At 61.3% G+C, this 17,556-nt stretch carries 18 protein-coding genes; 11 read left to right on the forward strand and 7 right to left on the reverse strand.

The window, feature by feature from the left end:
- Window positions 1-3 precede the first annotated feature (3 nt).
- The 3 genes from ACP7DW_RS24985 (at window position 4) to ACP7DW_RS24995 (ending at window position 2,684) form a co-directional block, all read left to right on the forward strand.
- On the forward strand, window positions 4-1,086 hold the full coding sequence (locus ACP7DW_RS24985) for a tetratricopeptide repeat protein (RefSeq protein WP_426057205.1): 1,083 nt from the start codon (window positions 4-6) through the stop codon (window positions 1,084-1,086).
- A 26-nt stretch (window positions 1,087-1,112) separates the two neighbouring features.
- Window positions 1,113-2,003, forward strand: coding sequence for an alpha/beta hydrolase (locus ACP7DW_RS24990; protein WP_426057206.1), 891 nt, complete (start codon window positions 1,113-1,115; stop codon window positions 2,001-2,003).
- 222 nt (window positions 2,004-2,225) lie between these two features.
- Window positions 2,226-2,684, forward strand: coding sequence for a nuclear transport factor 2 family protein (locus tag ACP7DW_RS24995; protein ID WP_426057207.1), 459 nt, complete (start codon window positions 2,226-2,228; stop codon window positions 2,682-2,684).
- Window positions 2,685-2,734: 50 nt separating this feature from the next.
- On the opposite strand, the gene ACP7DW_RS25000 is transcribed toward ACP7DW_RS24995, so the two are convergent.
- The 3 genes from ACP7DW_RS25000 to ACP7DW_RS25010 all read right to left on the reverse strand — a co-directional run bounded on the left by ACP7DW_RS25000 (window position 2,735) and on the right by ACP7DW_RS25010 (window position 5,582).
- A complete protein-coding gene (locus tag ACP7DW_RS25000; RefSeq protein ID WP_426057208.1) occupies window positions 2,735-3,838 on the reverse strand; it encodes an HD-GYP domain-containing protein in 1,104 nt (367 codons plus the stop codon).
- 47 nt (window positions 3,839-3,885) lie between these two features.
- Entirely contained in the window at window positions 3,886-5,064 is a 1,179-nt protein-coding gene (locus ACP7DW_RS25005; RefSeq protein ID WP_426057209.1) for a pyridoxal phosphate-dependent aminotransferase, read from the reverse strand.
- Window positions 5,065-5,147: 83 nt separating this feature from the next.
- Complete coding sequence (locus ACP7DW_RS25010; protein WP_426057210.1) at window positions 5,148-5,582, reverse strand: putative toxin-antitoxin system toxin component, PIN family; 435 nt, start codon at window positions 5,580-5,582, stop codon at window positions 5,148-5,150.
- Between the two features lie 30 nt (window positions 5,583-5,612).
- Here ACP7DW_RS25010 and yaaA point away from each other — a divergent pair, with 30 nt between their 5' ends.
- Window positions 5,613-6,383 carry a peroxide stress protein YaaA gene (gene yaaA, locus ACP7DW_RS25015; protein ID WP_426057211.1) on the forward strand — a complete coding sequence of 257 codons (771 nt, stop codon included), beginning with the start codon at window positions 5,613-5,615 and terminating at the stop codon, window positions 6,381-6,383.
- Between the two features lie 37 nt (window positions 6,384-6,420).
- Here yaaA and ACP7DW_RS25020 read toward each other — a convergent pair whose 3' ends face one another.
- Complete coding sequence (locus ACP7DW_RS25020; RefSeq protein WP_099377512.1) at window positions 6,421-7,224, reverse strand: outer membrane protein assembly factor BamD; 804 nt, start codon at window positions 7,222-7,224, stop codon at window positions 6,421-6,423.
- A gap of 89 nt (window positions 7,225-7,313) precedes the next feature.
- Between ACP7DW_RS25020 and ACP7DW_RS25025 the strand changes: the two genes are divergently transcribed.
- Together ACP7DW_RS25025 and pgeF are read left to right on the forward strand one after the other, a co-directional pair.
- A complete protein-coding gene (locus tag ACP7DW_RS25025; RefSeq protein ID WP_102297629.1) occupies window positions 7,314-8,339 on the forward strand; it encodes an RluA family pseudouridine synthase in 1,026 nt (341 codons plus the stop codon).
- Complete coding sequence (pgeF, locus tag ACP7DW_RS25030) at window positions 8,339-9,124, forward strand: peptidoglycan editing factor PgeF (protein WP_426057212.1); 786 nt, start codon at window positions 8,339-8,341, stop codon at window positions 9,122-9,124. Before ACP7DW_RS25025 ends, pgeF begins: the two co-directional genes overlap by 1 nt.
- Before the next feature lie 16 nt (window positions 9,125-9,140).
- Here the strand turns inward: pgeF and ACP7DW_RS25035 are convergent, their stop codons facing one another.
- Window positions 9,141-9,374: a hypothetical protein gene (locus ACP7DW_RS25035; protein WP_257561042.1), complete on the reverse strand. Its 234-nt coding sequence runs from the start codon at window positions 9,372-9,374 to the stop codon at window positions 9,141-9,143.
- Window positions 9,375-9,479: 105 nt separating this feature from the next.
- Here ACP7DW_RS25035 and phaC point away from each other — a divergent pair, with 105 nt between their 5' ends.
- The 3 genes from phaC to ACP7DW_RS25050 all read left to right on the forward strand — a co-directional run bounded on the left by phaC (window position 9,480) and on the right by ACP7DW_RS25050 (window position 12,773).
- Window positions 9,480-11,195, forward strand: a complete 1,716-nt coding sequence (phaC, locus tag ACP7DW_RS25040) for a class I poly(R)-hydroxyalkanoic acid synthase (RefSeq protein WP_426057213.1) — start codon at window positions 9,480-9,482, stop codon at window positions 11,193-11,195.
- Window positions 11,196-11,420: 225 nt separating this feature from the next.
- Window positions 11,421-11,984 carry a polyhydroxyalkanoate synthesis repressor PhaR gene (phaR, locus tag ACP7DW_RS25045; protein ID WP_071076767.1) on the forward strand — a complete coding sequence of 188 codons (564 nt, stop codon included), beginning with the start codon at window positions 11,421-11,423 and terminating at the stop codon, window positions 11,982-11,984.
- A gap of 198 nt (window positions 11,985-12,182) precedes the next feature.
- Window positions 12,183-12,773: a nucleotidyltransferase family protein gene (locus ACP7DW_RS25050; RefSeq protein WP_426057214.1), complete on the forward strand. Its 591-nt coding sequence runs from the start codon at window positions 12,183-12,185 to the stop codon at window positions 12,771-12,773.
- A gap of 72 nt (window positions 12,774-12,845) precedes the next feature.
- Here the strand turns inward: ACP7DW_RS25050 and ACP7DW_RS25055 are convergent, their stop codons facing one another.
- Window positions 12,846-13,055: a DUF1203 domain-containing protein gene (locus ACP7DW_RS25055; protein ID WP_426057215.1), complete on the reverse strand. Its 210-nt coding sequence runs from the start codon at window positions 13,053-13,055 to the stop codon at window positions 12,846-12,848.
- A 40-nt stretch (window positions 13,056-13,095) separates the two neighbouring features.
- Window positions 13,096-14,628, reverse strand: a complete 1,533-nt coding sequence (locus tag ACP7DW_RS25060; protein WP_426057216.1) for a hypothetical protein — start codon at window positions 14,626-14,628, stop codon at window positions 13,096-13,098.
- Between the two features lie 295 nt (window positions 14,629-14,923).
- Here ACP7DW_RS25060 and rimO point away from each other — a divergent pair, with 295 nt between their 5' ends.
- Both rimO and ACP7DW_RS25070 read left to right on the forward strand, forming a co-directional pair.
- Window positions 14,924-16,279 carry a 30S ribosomal protein S12 methylthiotransferase RimO gene (gene rimO / locus ACP7DW_RS25065; RefSeq protein ID WP_426057253.1) on the forward strand — a complete coding sequence of 452 codons (1,356 nt, stop codon included), beginning with the start codon at window positions 14,924-14,926 and terminating at the stop codon, window positions 16,277-16,279.
- A 95-nt stretch (window positions 16,280-16,374) separates the two neighbouring features.
- Window positions 16,375-17,541, forward strand: coding sequence for a cystathionine beta-lyase (locus ACP7DW_RS25070; RefSeq protein WP_071077020.1), 1,167 nt, complete (start codon window positions 16,375-16,377; stop codon window positions 17,539-17,541).
- The last annotated feature ends 15 nt before the right edge of the window (window positions 17,542-17,556 follow it).

Raw genomic sequence — 17,556 nt, forward strand, 5'->3', positions numbered from 1 at the left:
TAGATGAGCCTGATTAACAAGATGTTGCAAGACCTCGATGCGCGCGGCACCCCCGATGGGCGCGGCGACGCGGCAGGCATCCGCTCCGTGCCCGAACGCGAGCGGGGCGTGCCGCGCGCGCTGGTCTTCGGCGGCGCGGCCGGCCTGACGGCGGCGGCCATCGCCCTGGGCTGGGTGTACTGGAAACGCCCGCCCGTGCCGCCCGTGCTGGTCAGCGTGGCCAACACGCCGGTGGCGGCACCGCTACCCGTGCCGGCGTCTGTACCTGCTCCTGTGGCTGCACCTGCACCTGCACCCGCGCCGGTCGCCACGGCGCCTGCGCCAGCGCCGGTGGCACCCGCGCCGGTGTTGCAGGCCGGGGAGACGGTCGCGCCAGCCAAGGTACATGCTGCTGAAATGCGCCGCATCACGCAACAACCCGCCAGGCCTGCCGTGGCGCCCGTGGTGAAGACGCCAGCGCCCGCCGCCAGCGAACGCATCCTTGGCGGCAAACAAATCACGCCGCAGCAGCGCGTGGAGAATGACTACCGGCGCGCGCTGGGCCAGTTGCAGGATGGCCGCGTCTCGGAAGCGCTGGCCGGCTTGCAGCAGACCCTGCAGCTGGACCCGCGCCACCAGGGCGCGCGCGAAACCCTGGTGCGCCTGCTGCTCGAAGCGCAGCGTCCCGACGAGGCGGCGCGCCAATTGCAGCTGAGTCTGGCATTGGACCCGAAGCAACCGGCGCAGGCGATGATGCTGGCCCGTTTGCAGCTGGACAAAGCCAACAGCGGCGCGGCGGCCCTCGATACCCTCATGCGCAGCCTGCCGTACGCTGCCGACAACGGCGACTACCGGGCCTTCCTGGCCGGCGTGCTGCAGCGCGAGCAGCGCTACCGCGAAGCGGCCGAGCAGTATCAGCTGGCCCTGCAGACGGCGCCCGACAACAGCGTCTGGTGGATGGGCCTGGGCATCGCCTTGCAGGCGGACAACCACCCGGCCCAGGCGCGCCAGGCGTTCGAGCGGGCCAAGGGCTTGCAAACCCTGTCGCCCCAGCTGCAGGCGTTTGTCGAGCGCAAGCTGGTGCAGCTGACAGCGGCGACGAAGTAATTTTTACCTCGATGAAAGAAACCAGCTTGCAGCCGCGCAGTCTGCTCATCGTCCTTTGCTGTCTTGCCAACAGCGCGCTGGCCGCCCCCGCCAGCTACGTTCTTGAGAATACGGAAGTGCGCGACATCCGCGCGCCAGCCCTCAAACGCGACTACCAGCTGTATGTCGCCTTGCCCGATTCCTATCGGCAGGGAAATAAACGCTATCCGGTGCTGTTCGTCACCGACGCCAATTATGCGTTTCCCATCGTGCGCAATATCGCGCAGCGCCTGAACAAGCATGCCGGGAGGGAAGAGGTCATCGTGGTCGGCTTGTCGTACGCGAATGGCGATGGCGGGGTGTACAGCCGCCGCCGCGACTACACGCCCACCACGCCGCGCAAGCATGACTACCGCTCGGACATGCCGAGACGGCAACCGGCATTCGGCGAAGCGAAGGCGTATGGCCAGTTCATCTCGGGCGAGGTGTTCCCCTTTATCTCCAGTAACTATCGCGTGAACATGCAGCGCAAGGTGTTCATCGGCCACTCGTACGGCAGCCTGCTGGGCCTGCAATTTCTGCTCACCGAACCGCGCACCTTCGAGCACTACATCCTCGGCAGTCCGTCGCTGTGGTACGACGCCGGCATCATGTTCGAGCGCGAGCAGGCGTATGCCGCCAGCCACAAGGACTTGCCCGCGTCCGTGTTCTTCGGCATCGGCGGCCTGGAAAAACTGGCTGCGGGCAAGACGCGTTCGCGCGCGGAAGAAGACGCCGACATGCTGGCCGATTTGCGCGAGTTCGACGGCAAGCTGACATCGCGCAAGTTCCCGAATTTGAAAACGCGTTTGCGCGTGTTCGAGGATGAAGACCACGCGAGCGTGTTTCCGTTTGTGCTCACGCATGGCTTGCGGGCGTATTTGAAAGCATCGCAGTGAGCATCGCGATGCGGCAATGGCGGGCGTGCAATCGAGCCGGCGAAATGGCGTTTCAATCCCCCAATTGAGCAGTTTGTCGCACTGGCATGTGTCAGAAAATGGCAATCGGATAGCATACAGTGGGCTTCCTCATGATGAGTTGGCCGCAAGCGAGTGTCCGATACTGGCGCTGCCGCAGTCATCAACGGATGCTTCTCCATGACCTCGACCAGGATGATACACATGAAATTGACGCTTCCACATGTTTTTTCCACCTGCCTGCTAGGCGCTGTCGGCGTGATCGGCAGCGTGCAGGCGGCTCCCGCCGATGCCGAACTGCTGGCGCTGGTGCAGCGCCATGCGCAGGCGCAGAATAACTTTGATCAAGGTGCCTTGAAAGCCACCACGGCCGAGAATTATGTGGAGATATCGCCGGTCGGCGAGGTGGACGGGCGTGAAAAAATGCTCTCGTTCTATGCGCCGGAGCAGAAGCGGCCGAGCCCTCAACTCCAGGTCGATGAGCCGGTGGTGCGGCTCTTTGGCGATACGGCGCTCATCTCGGCACGGCTGTCCTACCGTCTCAATCAGGACGCGGCCGCCCGCACCTTCGCCCTGCGCGCCGGGTATGTGGCCCGGCTTGTCGACAAGCAATGGCTGCTGGTCAGCGCGCAGTACACCGGCATCCGTCCACCGAAACCGTGAGCTGACGTTTTCCGGGTGCCGGGTCTGGCGCCGGGCGTGATCCAGGCAGCCTACAACCTCGCCTCATCGCCCCACACATTGCGCATGCTGAAATGCACGCCCGCATCGTCTTCATGCAGCGACGAGACGATGGCGAACTGGCTGTCGCCCGTGTCGCGCGGCGTCATCTGCGCCAGCTGGGCGGCGGCCAGCGGCGCGCCCAGCGGGTCGCTGAGCGGATGCACGTGGGCGGCGCCCCGCTGCGTGACGACGCCCAGTTCGCCGCTGCGCAGGCGGACCAGGGTGCCGGGCGGATATTTGCCCAGCAGCTTGACGAACTGTTCGCCCAGCAAGGGGTCGATGGGCACGCCTTGGTCGAGGAAGATGTGCTGCAGTGCCTGGTCGGGCACGATGGAGCGGCGGTAGTTGCGCGCCGAGACGCGGGCGCAGTAGCGGTCGGCCAGGCCGATCAGCTTGGCGTTTTGCAGGATTTCATCGGCCGTGCGCCCCTGCGGGTAGCCGCTGCCGTCGTCGTTTTCGTGGTGCAAGAGCACGCAGCTGAGCCATTCCTCGTCATCGACGCCGGCGCAGCGCAGCAGTTCCGTGCTTTCCTGCGGATGCAGACGCACGATGCGCATTTCGTCGTCATTCAGGGGGCCGCGCCGGTCCTGGAAACTGTCGTGGTGGCGCAGCATGCCCACGTTCATCGTCAGCGCGGCGGCGCCGATCAGCAGCAGTTCATCGTGGCACTTGTGCATGCTGCGGCCCACCAGCATGGCCAGCAAGGCCGTTTCGATGCAGTGGCGCACGGCGTAGCTACCGGCGATCTGGTTGAGCAGGATGCTGGCCAGCGCGATGTCGGCATCATGTTCGAGCGCGCGCAGCAGGTCGCGGGCGATGTCGCGCACGTCGCGCTCGGCATTGCTTTCGCTGCGCAAGTCCAGCAGCAGGCGTTCCAGGCGCTGCGCCGCTTGATTGAGCAAGCGCAAGACGGACGGCGGCTCTGGCGTCCCCGCGTACAGACCCAGTTGCAGCAAGCGACCCAGCTGCGCGCCGTCCGTGATGATCTGCCCCTTGCGCAGTTGCGGGCCGGCACTATGGTCAGCCAGAAACAGATCCCAGGGCAGGGGTTCGCCGGGAACCAGGTCGGCCGGGCCGATGCGACGCTGTACCATGCTGTCATCCTTTGCTCCGCCGTGGCGAAGCCATGCTCAGTACTCGGTTATATGCTGCGCAGGCGCTCCAGCGCCAGGCGCAAGGTGTCGTCCTGCTTGGCAAAGCAGAAACGCACGATGCCCGATTCCTTGCCTTGCGCATAAAACGCGGAGACGGGGATGGCGGCCACCTTGATCTCGGCGGTCAGCCATTCGGCGAACTGCGCTTCGGTCTCTTGTGAAATGGCATCGTAGCGCACGCACTGGAAATACGTGCCGTCGGCCGGCAGCAGGGTAAAGCGGCTGCCCGCCAGACCGTCGCGGAACAGGTCGCGCTTGCGCTGGTAAAACGCGGGCAAGTCCAGGCAGGGCTGCGGATCGGCCATATAGCCGGCGATGCCGTGCTGCATCGGCGTGTTGACGCTAAACACGTTGTACTGGTGCACCTTGCGAAATTCCGCCGTCAGGGCCGCAGGCGCCGCCACATAGCCCACTTTCCAGCCCGTCACATGATACGTCTTGCCGAAGCTGGACACGATGAAGCTGCGCGCCGCCAGTTCCGGGTGGCGCGCGAGCGACTCATGGCGCACGCCGTCGTACACCATGTGCTCGTAGACTTCGTCGGAGAGTATCAATATTTGCGTACCGCGCACGATATCGGCCAGCGCGGCGATATCCGCCGGGCGCAAGATGGTGCCGGTCGGATTGTGCGGCGTATTGATGATGATCAAGCGCGTTTTTGCGCTGACGGCGGCGGCCAGCTTGTCCCACGGCACGCTGTAGCCGGCCTCTCCCACTTGCATGGAGACCAGCACGGGCACGCCGCCGGCCAGCGCGATGGCGGGCAGATAGCTGTCGTAGGCCGGTTCGATGACGATGACTTCGTCGCCAGGGTGCACGCAGCACAAAATGGCCGTGGTGAGGGCCTGCGTGGCGCCGGCCGTGACGGTGATTTCCGTGCCGGCATCGTAGCCGTGGCCGTACAGGCCGGCGATCTTGACGGCAATCGCCTCGCGCAAGGGCGCGGCGCCCGTCATCATCGGGTACTGGTTGTGGCCGGCGCGCATGGCATCGCTGACCAGGTCGACCAGCGCCGGGTCGCAATCGAAATCGGGAAAGCCCTGGCCCAGGTTGACGGCGCCATGCTGCGCCGCCAGGCTGGACATGCGGGTAAACACGGTGGTGCCCACGAGAGGCAGGCGCGAGGTCAGGGTGGGAGTCGTGCAGGGCAGGGACGGGCTGTTCATGAACGGTAGGGTCGCGGTGCGCAAAGTGGAATCGTGTCCCATTCTAGCGCAGCGCGCCCCGTTGCGTGTGGGGCTTTGGCGGCTCAGCCTGGCAATGTCCAGCCTTCCGGCAGCATGATCTTGAACATGCCGGCCTTGGCCGTCTTGCGGGCCAGTTTCAGCAGCGCCTTGTCCTTGGTGATGAGGATGTCGGCGCTGGCGTCGCGCGCCAGTTCGAGGAATTTCTGGTCATCCCTGTCCGTGCAGACGGGCAGGCGCACACCGGACACGGCTGGCGCCACCACCGTGATGTGGGCGTCGAAACGGGCGGCGGCCACCGCGCGGCTGGCTTCATCGAGCGGCAGATGTTTGTAATGCAAGACGACCAGGTATTCCGCGCGGCAATCTTCGCGCGTGATGGCGTGCACGGCGCCGCTTTCCATGGCCGCCAGCAGGCCCGCCCAGCGCGGGTCGTTGAAGACGAACAGGTCGAGGCAGACGTTGGTGTCGAGGACGAGTTTTTGTGGAGCAGGTATCATGTCGGCAATTCTATTTTGTAGTGATAATTTATGTTGATCGTGCTTTCGCCCGCCAAGAGTCTCGACCTGGAGACGCCGCCAACGACCACGTTGCACAGCACCCCCGATTTTCTCGACCATTCCGCCCAGTTAATAGAGCGCATGCGCCAGTTTTCGCCCGCCGAAGTGGGCAGCCTGATGGGTATCTCCGACGCCTTGTCCGCCCTCAACGTGGCCCGCTACGCGTCCTGGACGCCGCAGTTGACCGATGCGCACCAGGCCATCATGGCCTTCAATGGCGACGTGTACACGGGCTTCGGCGCGCGCAGCCTGCAGCCCGAGCAGCTCGACTACGCCCAGTCGCGCGTGCGCATTTTATCCGGGTTGTACGGCTTGCTGCGCCCGCTGGACCTGATCCACCCGCATCGCCTGGAAATGGGCACGCGTTTGTCGACCACGCGCGGCAAGGATCTGTATGCGTTCTGGGGCGATACCATCACCGATCGCCTGAATCGCACGGCACAAGAGCAGGGCGCGAAAGTGCTGGTCAATCTGGCGTCCGAAGAATATTTCAAATCCGTCAAGCCGCGCCAGCTGGACGTGCCCGTCATCGCGCCCGTGTTCGAGGACTGGAAGAACGGCAAATATAAAATCATCTCGTTCTATGCCAAGCGCGCGCGCGGCATGCTGGCCCGCTATGCGGCCGTCAACGCCATCCGCGATCCGCAGCAGCTGAAACAATTCGACGTCGATGGCTACGCGTATGTGCCTGAAGCGTCGAACGATACCAGCTGGGTGTTCCGGCGCAAAGTAGCTGAATAAGTAAAAAAACCGGGCTAGCCCGGTTTTTTATTGCAGCTTACTGCCAGAATTTCCACCACTTGCGTTCCTTGTTCACCCCTTCCGGGCTGAGGAATGCCGTGTTCGGATAGTTCTTGGTCAGCACGCGCAAGGTGTCGTCGCGCAGGTCGGTCAAGCCCAGCTTGTCATACGAGCGGTACATGATGAACAGCGCTTCTTCGATGGCGGGCGAGGCGGCAAAATCGCTGACCGTCGTTTGCGCGCGGTTGGCGGCCGCCAGGTAGGCGCCGCGGCGGTAGTAATACCGCGCCACGTGCACTTCGTATTTCGCCATGGCATCGATCAAATAGTTCATGCGGGCCAGCGAATCGGGCGCATATTTGCTATTTGGGAACTTGTCGACCAGTTGCTTGAAGGCGGCAAACGCTTCGCGCGTCGCTTTTGGATCGCGCTCGGTCGGGTCTTGCTCGTACAGGAAGTTCAGGAAGCTGATCTGATCGTTAAAGCTGATCAGGCCCCGCAGGTAGTACATATAATCTACATTGGCGTGGTTCGGATGCAACTTGATGAAGCGTTCGACGGCGGCCAGTGCCTGCGCCTGGTCTCCCGACTTATAATACGCGTAAGCGATCTCCATCTGCGCTTGCAGAGCATAGTTGCCGAAAGGATAGTTAGCCTCCAGCTTCTGGAACAGACCGATTGCAGCTTCATAGTGCTGCCCGGCCATTTCTTCACGCGCCTCCGAGTATAATTTCGTAACGGACCAGTTTTTGGTCTCATCCACTTTTTCAGGCAACAAGCTGCAAGCGGACATGCCGAGCAGAACGACTGAAGCGACTACCAACGATAATTTTTTTTGCATGACGTTTTGCAAGAAGGTTTTAACCAAGATTTTACAATAGGCTGATTATAGCCGATGGGAATGCTGTGATATTAACTCCGAAGCCTAATTTGGCTGACCCCGCGTTTGACTCCCTTTCTGACCATGCTGCCGAAGAGGCGTTTGACGGCGATTTTGCCGCCGACGACGTCTTCGAGGAAATGGCCCCGATTACATTGGAACTGACGCCGGACGCCTGCGGCCACCGCCTCGATAAAGTCATCGCCCAGCTGGTGCCGCAATACTCGCGCAGCCGCTTGCAATTGTGGCTGGAAGCCGGTTTCGTGACCGTCGATGGAAAAGTTGCCAAACGCAACATGACCGCCTATGGCGACGAGAAGATCGTCATTCTGCCGCAAAGCGCGCCGGAAGACGAGGCTTTTAAGCCGGAAGCGATGGAATTGAACATCGTGCATGAAGATGAGCATATCATCGTGATCAACAAACCGGCCGGACTGGTCGTGCATCCGGGCCCCGGCAACTGGTCGGGAACCCTGCTCAACGGCTTGCTGCACCACTGTCCGCAACTGGCCGGCGTGCCGCGCGCCGGCATCGTGCACCGCCTGGACAAGGATACCAGCGGCTTGATGGTGGTCGGCAAGACTCTCGCTTCGCAAACGGACCTGGTGCGCCAGTTGCAGGCGCGCACCGTCAAGCGTGAATACTTTGCGCTGGTGTGGGGCACGCCGAAAATGGCGGGCACCATCGATGCGTCGATCGCGCGCCACCCGCGCGACCGCGTCAAGATGGCCGTGTCGGAAAACTTTACCGCCAAGCCGGCCATCACGCACTATGAATTGATCGGCAGCGGCGAACTCGACCGCCGTCCCGTGAGCCTGATGCAATGCCGCCTGGAAACAGGCCGCACGCACCAGATCCGCGTGCACATGCAGCATCTGGGCTTTGCGCTGGTCGGTGACCATGTGTACGGCAAGCAGCATCTGGTGACGGTGTTCTCGCGCCAGGCGCTGCAGGCGCGCCGCCTGGGCCTCGTGCATCCGGGCACCCTGGAAGCGTGCGAGTGGATCGTGCCGCTGGCCGATGATTTCGCCCAACTGATCGCCACTGCCGGCATTCCCGAGCCGGAACAGGTCTGATGACGTCGCCGTTGCCTTGTCTTACTCCCGATTGGCCCGGCCTGCCCGCGAACGTGGGCGCGCTGGCGACCGTGCGCGCGGGTGGCGTCAGCCAGGGGCCGTATGGTGACGGGCAGGGCGGCGGTGGCTTGAACCTGGGCACGCACGTGGGCGATGAGCCCGCGCACGTGGCGGCCAACCGCGCGCGGCTGGCGGCCATGCTGCCATCCGCGCCGGCCTGGCTGTCGCAGGTGCATGGCGTGACCGTGATGGATGCAGCCAGCCTGGACGGCTGCGTGCCCGATGCCGACGCCAGCATCGCCACGCAGGCGGGCGCCGTGTGCGTGGTGATGACGGCCGATTGCCTGCCGGTATTGTTTTGTTCGACCGATGGCCTGGTCGTCGGCGCGGCCCATGCGGGCTGGCGCGGCCTGGCCAATGGCGTCTTGCAGCGCACGGTGGACAGCATGCGGGCGCAGGGGGCGGGCGAGATCCTCGCCTGGCTGGGTCCGGCCATCGGTCCGCAGCAATTCGAAGTGGGGCAGGACGTGCTGCAGGCGTTCCGCGACGGCGCGCGCGACGCTGCCGAGCGGCTAGTGTTATCGAATGCATTCGTCGCCATCGCCGGCAAGCCGGGCAAGTACCTGGCCGATATCTATGCGCTGGCGCGCACCATGCTGTTGCGTGATGGCGTGGCGCAAGTGGCGGGTGGCGAGTACTGCACCGTCAGCGACGCGGCGCAGTTTTACTCATACCGGCGCGATGGCGTCACGGGAAGACAGGCCAGCTTGATCTGGCGCAAATAATCTGCACGGCAGACACTTATGTGTCTGCCGTTTTTGTTTTATCGTCTGCTGAGGCAAGGGCGCGCGCCTTCAGTTCAGCGACGCGCTCAGCCTTGCGTTTGCGTCGCCGCGAGCCCGTCAGATAGAATAGGATGGACAGCGGGATGACGCAGTACAGCACGAAGGTCATCACCCCGGCGACGATGGACGGTTCCGTCAGCGCCATGAGGCCGACGACATAGATCCAGGCAACAGCGGTCATGAGCATCATTGGTATTGGCAGTGAGTAAGAGTTTGCATGCAGGTGGCCCGGAAGTGGTTATTTATTAATTCTTGAATGGACTTACATACATCTATGAATATGCCCGATCCTCAAATGATGACCAAGGAATGGATGGCGCAGATCAGCAATCCTGAGCAGTGGAAGACGTGGTTCAACATGGTACCGCAGCCCGCCGGCAATCCGATTGCCGGCATTTTGCAGGATGCGGGCGCCAGCATCAAGCCGGAAGCGATCGAGCAACTGAAAAATGCCTATGTGGCCAAGCTGACGGGCTTGTGGGCTGACTTTATGGCCGGCAAGGCGCCGGAGCTGAAAGACCGCCGCTTCGCCGCGCCCGCCTGGCACGCCAGCCCCCTGTCGGCCTTCAATGCGGCCGCCTATCTGCTGAACGCGGAGTTTCTCAGCGCCATGGCCGACGCCGTGGAAGCGACGCCGCACCAGAAGCAAAAGATTGCCTTTGCGGTGCAGCAAATCGTCGATGCCATGTCGCCTGCCAACTTTCTGGCAACCAACCCTGACGCCCAGCAAACCCTGATCGAGACCAAGGGCGAAAGCCTGGCCAAGGGCTTGAGCAATATGCTGACCGACATGCAGAAGGGCCGCATCTCGCAGTCGGACGAATCGGCCTTCGAAGTGGGCCGCAACGTGGCCACCACGCCGGGCACGGTGGTGTTCGAGAACGCCCTGTTCCAGCTGATCCAGTACACGCCGACGACGGCCACGGTACACCAGCGGCCGCTGCTGATGGTACCGCCATGCATCAATAAATTCTATATCCTTGACTTGCAGCCGGAAAACTCGCTCGTGCGCTATGCGGTAGAGCAGGGCAATACCGTGTTTTTGATGTCCTGGCGCAATCCCGATCTGAGCATGCAGCACCTGACGTGGGACGATTACGTCGAGCAAGGCGTGATCGAAGCCATCCGTGTCGCGCAGGAGATTTCCGGCCAGGACAAGCTCAATATGTTCGGCTTTTGCGTGGGCGGCACCATCGTCTCGACGGCGCTGGCCGTGCTCAAGGCGCGCGGCGAGAATCCGGCCGCCAGCCTGACCCTGTTGACCACCTTCCTCGATTTCTGCGACACGGGCGCGCTCGACGTTTTCATCGACGAGCCGCAAGTGGCGTTGCGCGAGCAGAGCCTGGCCAAGGGTGGCCTGATGACGGGCCGCGACCTGGGCAGCACGTTTTCGAGCCTGCGGCCGAACGACCTCGTGTGGAACTACGTGCAGTCGAATTACCTGAAGGGCAAGGAGCCGCCCGCATTCGACTTGCTGTACTGGAATGGCGACGGCACGGGCTTGCCGGGCCCCATGTTCTGCTGGTATCTGCGCAACACTTACCTGGAGAACAGCCTGAAAGTGCCGGGCAAGCTGACGGTGGCCGGTGAAAAGGTCGACCTGAGCAGCATCGACGCGCCCGCCTTCATCTACGGTTCGCGCGAAGACCATATCGTGCCCTGGGGCGCGGCCTACGCCAGCACGGCCTTGCTGAATCCGAAAAAACCGAAAGCCAACCGCTTTATCCTCGGTGCCTCGGGCCATATCGCCGGCGTGATCAATCCTGCCTCGAAGAAAAAGCGCAGTTACTGGAGCAATGACCAGCCCCGCACGGCGAAGGCCAAGCCCTTGACTGCCGAGCAATGGATGGTAGGCGCGACCGAGCACGCGGGCAGCTGGTGGCCCGAATGGGCGGCCTTCCTGGCCGAACACGGCGGCGCGCAGGTGAAGGCGCCCGGCAAGCCGGGCAACAAGCGGCACGCGGCAATCGAGCCGGCGCCGGGGCGGTATGTTAAAGTCAGGGCGGACTAGTTTACAAAAGCTTCTTGCCTGGCAAGGCTGGCGTAATCACCGGTCTTGTCAGGAATCTACTTTTAGTTGCGTTGCAATAAATGCGGGAATCTACTACCCTGATGTGCAATGGAGCCGTTTTCCACTCTATAATGGAAAACGTAGGCAGGTGCGAAAGCGGACCCACGTTCGCTTTTTTTTCGGATTAACTCAGTATGCGCTGCGGCGCAATAAGTGGAACTTGTGATGAGTAGTGCAAAAAAAAGTATAGACCGCCTGATTAAAAAATATCCCAACCGCCGTCTGTACGACACGCAAACCAGTTCCTACATCACCTTGACGGACGTCAAGCAGTTGGTGTTGGACAATGAGGTGTTTACCGTCGTCGATGCCAAATCCAGCGAAGATCTGACGCGCAGCATCTTGCTGCAAATCATTTTGGAAGAGGAAGCGAACGGCGCGCCCATGTTTTCGAGCAGCGTGTTGTCGCAGATCATCCGCTACTACGGCCACGCGATGCAGGGCATGATGGGGTCCTACCTGGAAAAGAACGTGCAAGCGTTCACCGATATCCAGCACAAATTCACGGGCACGTCGGCCGGCAGTTTCGAAGGCAAGCCATTCAGCCCGGAAATGTGGACCCAGTTCATGAATGTCCAGGGCCCGATGATGCAAGGCATGATGAACAACTACATCGACCAGAGCAAGAGCCTGTTCGTGCAGATGCAGGAACAGATGCAGAGCCAGAGCAAGAATCTGTTCGGCACGTTCCCGTTTGTTCCGCCGGTTCCTCCGACGGACAAAAAATAAGCTGATCCGGTTTTTACGTCGTACAACGGCACAGGAGTTCCTGTGCCGTTGTGCATTCAGGCGCCATATCGCCTCGGTGTGCCAGGTTTTGATCGGAGCATGGTACAACCATTTTTCCTTGATGGGCAGACGCTGTCCGGCAAGGATGACATCGCAGCGTTCGTTTGATATGCAACTGCAGGTCCACGAGGAGTATGTATGGCGCTGCTTGAGCAATTGCAAGCAATGATTGCAGCCGATAATGAGCGTATGCATGTCCTTCGTCTTGTCAGGGAACGTGATCTGCCCGATTGCTGGGTCGCTGCGGGATGTGTGCGATGCTGTGTCTGGGATCATTTGCAGCAACGTTCGCCCTCGCCACTGCCTCACGATATCGACGTCATCTGGTACGACCCAAGCAAGGCGACACAGGCGCATGACGCCATGCTTGAGTCGAGTTTAAGAGCACGGGACGGCACGCTGGGCTGGTCGGTAAAGAATCAGGCGCGTATGCATGAACGCAATGCGGACCTGCCTTACCTGACCGCTTCCGATGCCATGAGATACTGGCCGGAAACCGCCACTGCCGTGGGTGTGCGACTCAATGACCTTGCAGACATCGATATAGCGGCTCCTTTCGGCCTGCATGATCTTTTCGATCTGGTGGTCCGGCCGACAGAGCGATTTCTGACAGCGAAGCAATCGGTCTACGCAGGCCGCGTGCGTGGCAAGAATTGGCAAGGTACCTGGCCCAAGCTACGTATTGAATTCCCAGGTGCTGCTTCCTGCTGTGCTTTGGAACCGGACTGAGCAAGCTCATAGCCTGCATTTGATGATAAGCGATGCAGGAGCCTGAGAATCGCACATGCAATCCATTGCTACCTATGCCCGGTCAACCCGGACAGCGTAGCAACCGCGTCTGGCGTTGTGGACGTGGATATAGCTGACTTCCTGATTGGCAAAGATCTGCTCAATCAGGGTTTCAATCGACGTGCCTTCCACCACATATTCAGGCGCGTCCGCCATCCGGCTCTTGCTCTGCAAGTCGATCCAGGCAGACGGCACGGATGCCGCCTGGTAGTCATCGTTCACATCGGGTGGGCATGGCATTGTCGACTGACGGTCAGAACTTTCACTTCATGCTTTCGGCAGTCCAGCTTTTACCGCCGTCGTTCGATATTTCAAATTGCGCCGGCACGCTCCAGCGCATTATTTTTCCCAGAATCGCACCCGATTTAAGCGGGGTCAACTCGCGTGATTTCGGTTTGGCGTCCAGCAGTGTCCACGTTTTGCCCATGTCGCTACTGGCATGTAAGGTCGTATCGCTCATCAGACTGCTTTCAAAACGCAGCAGGGTGCCATCGGTACGCTGAACCAGCGGAATGTGGCTAGCGGTGACCTCTTGCCAGGTTTGACCTTGATTCACTGAAACGAAAGCATCTCTGGAGGTGATCGCAAATGGCCCGTAACCTTGTGTTATGAGGCTCCACATGCCGCTGCCGCTGATGCGCATCGCATCCACACGGCGATCGGGCATTGCCCGCTCTGACCACTGGCCACTGGCGTAGTCGTAGAGGTGCAGCGTTCCTTTCGTCGACGTGTAGGCAAAGCCTGTGCCGATATCGCGCAGCCAGAACCAGGTGTCCTGGTTCAGGAGCCACTTCCCCAGCTTCTCACTGCGTACCTGATTCCACTCGCCGCGCTCGAGACGGGCGGAATGATAAATCGTGACTTCATTGTTACGCTGGACGGCGACATACCAGCCAGCGTCCATATTGCCAGCCAGTCCGACCAGATTGCCATAGGGAAGGTTGCCAGTGTCAATCGGTTCAAGCTTGTTCTGTCCCGGCGCATGGCGCAGCAGGGTGCCGAACTCGCCGAAGGCCAGCAAGTCTGCATCGGGCATTTGCACCGGCTGCACGCAGTTCAGCGTCTCTATTTTGTCGCTGGCCAGTTGTTTCCATGTTCCCTCAGGGCTGCGCCACAGCACTGTGCCCATGCGGGTTGCGGCCGCCACGCTGCCGTCTGGTAGCTCCGTCACGCATTCGGCGCCGGTGGGGCGGGCCATGGCGACTTCCTCAGCGCGATCCGTATCACTGCGCGATCCGGACCAGCTGACTGTCTTTTCGGGTGCAAACAGCTTCAGGTGCTCGGGAGAATAGCGTTCGAGCAGGGTGCGGTTGTCTCGCACCCGCACGCTGCGGCCGACCAGTACACGCTCGCCATAAAGAGGCGTGACGATCAGGCGGCCCAGATCGACCGGCTTGCCTTCTTCCACAGTAAATAAGCCCAGGCCGCTGCCCATTTTGATGTAGCGGTTTGATTTGCCGGCGTCGGCCAGTTGACTGAAGTAGTATTTCCCCGGTGGCAGGGTCCCCATGAAAAGAGTCGTGTCGCGCGCCATATCCTTGGCAACCTGGTTCAGGATATATTGTTGCAGGACCAGGCTGGACACTGCGTCTCCGCTACTCAGGCGGCCCAAGGTGATCTGGCCCAATCCGTTCACCGCATCAGTGTTGGCAGTAATGCTGACAGTAACGGCTGTACCTTCGGAAGGCACGCCGACGCTGAGAGGGCGCTGCACATGCGTTGTGATACAGCCACCGAGCATCAGCGCAGAGACGGTTCCTGCAAAAACGTTAGCCACGAAATTTTTGATGAACATTTTATTTCCACAGTGCAATAAAATATTATTATAGCGATACTGTGTATGAAATAACAAGTACATTAGTCAAGTATGGGCTGCAGTCAGATATGGAATGCATGAAAGAATCTGCTCAGGGCAAGTCGCCCGTGGCTCCCACCGTTGCATATCCCGCAGCAAAACCAGACCGCCACTGACAGCAAGGGGCGGCTCGGGGTACAATAGCCGATTCGCCTCACCATTTTACTAGCTGCCAACTATGTCTGAAATTCACCGTATTCCCGTTCCTTCCGCCCAGCCCGAGGCCATGCTGGCCATGCCAGGTGCGGCGCCGAAAGTGGGCTTTGTCTCGCTCGGCTGCCCGAAAGCGCTGGTCGACTCCGAACAAATCCTTACCCAACTGCGCGCCGAAGGCTACGAAACGGCGAAATCCTACGCTGGCGCCGATCTGGTGATCGTCAATACCTGCGGTTTTATCGATGCTGCCGTGCAAGAGTCGCTCGACGCCATCGGCGAAGCGCTGGCTGAAAACGGAAAAGTCATCGTGACCGGCTGCCTGGGCGCCAAGAAAGATGCTGCCGGCGACGACATCATCATGAAGGTGCACCCGAAAGTGCTGGCCGTTACCGGTCCGCACGCGCTGTCCGAAGTGATGGATTCCGTCCATTTTCACTTGCCGAAGCCGCACGCGCCCTTCCTCGACCTGGTGCCGCCGCAAGGCATCAAGCTGACGCCGAAGCACTATGCCTACCTGAAAATTTCCGAAGGCTGTAACCACCGTTGCAGTTTCTGCATCATCCCGTCGATGCGCGGCGACCTGGTCTCGCGTCCGATCGGCGAACTGATGATCGAAGCGGAAAACCTGTTCAAGGCCGGCGTCAAGGAATTGCTGGTCATTTCGCAAGATACCTCGGCGTATGGCGTGGACGTGAAATTCCGTTCCGGCTTCTGGAATGGCCGTCCCGTGAAGACGCACATGACGCAGCTGACGGAAGCGCTGGGCGAACTGGCCAAGACCTACGGCGCCTGGGTGCGTCTGCACTATGTGTACCCGTACCCGCACGTGGACCAGATCATCCCGATGATGAGCGGTGGCCACATCCTGCCTTACCTCGACATTCCGATGCAGCACGCGCATCCTGACGTGTTGAAACGCATGAAGCGCCCGGCCAGCGGCGAGAAAAACCTCGACCGCATCCAGGCCTGGCGCGCCATCAACCCGGACCTGACCATCCGCTCGACCTTCATCGCCGGTTTCCCTGGCGAAACGGAAGCGGAGTTCGAGTACTTGCTGGACTTCCTCAAGGAAGCGCAGATCGACCGTCTGGGCTGCTTCGCCTATTCGCCCGTCGAAGGCGCGACGGCCAATGCGATCGCCAATCCCGTGCCGGAAGAGCTGCGCGAAGAGCGCCGTGGCCGCGTGATGCTGCTGCAGGAAGAAATTTCCAAGAAACGCTTGCAAGCCAAGGTCGGCAAGACCGTGCGCGTGCTGATCGATGAAGTCACCCGCTCCGGCGGCGTGGGCCGCTCGTCCGCCGACGCGCCGGAAATCGACGGCGTCGTGTACGTCAAGCCGCCGTTCGAGCCGCACCGCAAGCTGGCCGTCGGCCAGTTCGTTGATGTCACCATTACATCAGCGGATGCGCACGACCTGTGGGGCGCTGCCGAGTAAGCAGGTGTAACAGTCGTACGGCGTACAGGGCGTAAAGCCCTTACAATCAAGGCGGACCAGCAATTGCTGGCCCGCTTTTTTTATTTCCCGACGCCATGACCACAATCAAATCCCCCCAGACGGCGCTGATCCACAGCGATTACCAGGCGCCGCAAGGCTTTGCCGCGTTTCCCAATGCCATCCATCACGCATCGACCGTGCTGTTCAAGGATGTGGCGGCCATGCGTTCGGGCGACTGGAAAGAGAAGAATGCCTACACCTACGGCTTGCACGGCACGCCCACCACGTTCACGCTGGAAGCGCGGCTGGCCGAGATCGAAGGGGGCAAGTACTGCCTGCTGGCGCCGTCGGGCCTGGCGGCCATCGCCATGGCGGATTTTGCGCTGCTCAAGACAGGCGATGACGTTTTATTGCCGGAAAATATCTACAACCCGAACCGCGAACTGGGACGCTGGCTGGCGCAGGATTTCGGCATCACGGCCCGCTATTACGATCCGCTGATCGGCGCCGGCATCGCCGCCCTGATCCAGGAAAATACCAAGCTCATCTGGACGGAAGCGCCCGGTTCCGTGACCATGGAAGTGCCGGACTTGCCCGCCATCTGCGCGGCCGCCCATGCGCGCGGCGTGCTGGTGGCGCTGGACAACACCTGGTCGGCCGGCCTGGCCCTGCGCGGCTTCGACTTGGGCGTGGACATCATCATGCAGGCGCTGACGAAATACCAGTCGGGCGGCTCGGACGTGCTGATGGGCGCCCTGATCACGCGCGACAGGGCGCTGCACGAGCGCCTGGCGCTGGCGCATATGCGCCTTGGCATGGGCGTGGGGGCGGACGATGCCTATCTGGTGCTGCGCGGCTTGCCGACCATGAAGCTGCGCTTCGACGCGCACGATGCGGGCGCGCGCACGGTGGCCGCCTGGCTCAAGGGGCGAAGCGAGATCGCCACCGTGCTGCATCCGGCTTTCGCCGATTGCCCCGGTCACGCCATCTGGCAGCGCGATTTCACGGGTGCGGGCGGCTTGTTTTCCGTGCTGTTCGATGCCCGCTACACGGAGCAGCAGACGGACCGTTTCGTCGATGCCTTGCAATTGTTCAAGATAGGGTACAGCTGGGGCGGCGCGAACAGTCTGGTGATGCCGTACCGCATCGCCGCCATGCGCAAGGGCTGGCAGTTGCCAGGCCAGCTGGTGCGCCTGAATGTGGGACTGGAAGATCCGCAGGATCTGATCGCCGATATCGAACGGGCGTTCGCGGCGATGTAGCGGCAAGCGGGCAAG

The organism is Janthinobacterium sp. PSRC1-1 (assembly GCF_049897525.1).
Classification (GTDB): Bacteria; Pseudomonadota; Gammaproteobacteria; order Burkholderiales; family Burkholderiaceae_D; genus Janthinobacterium; species Janthinobacterium tructae.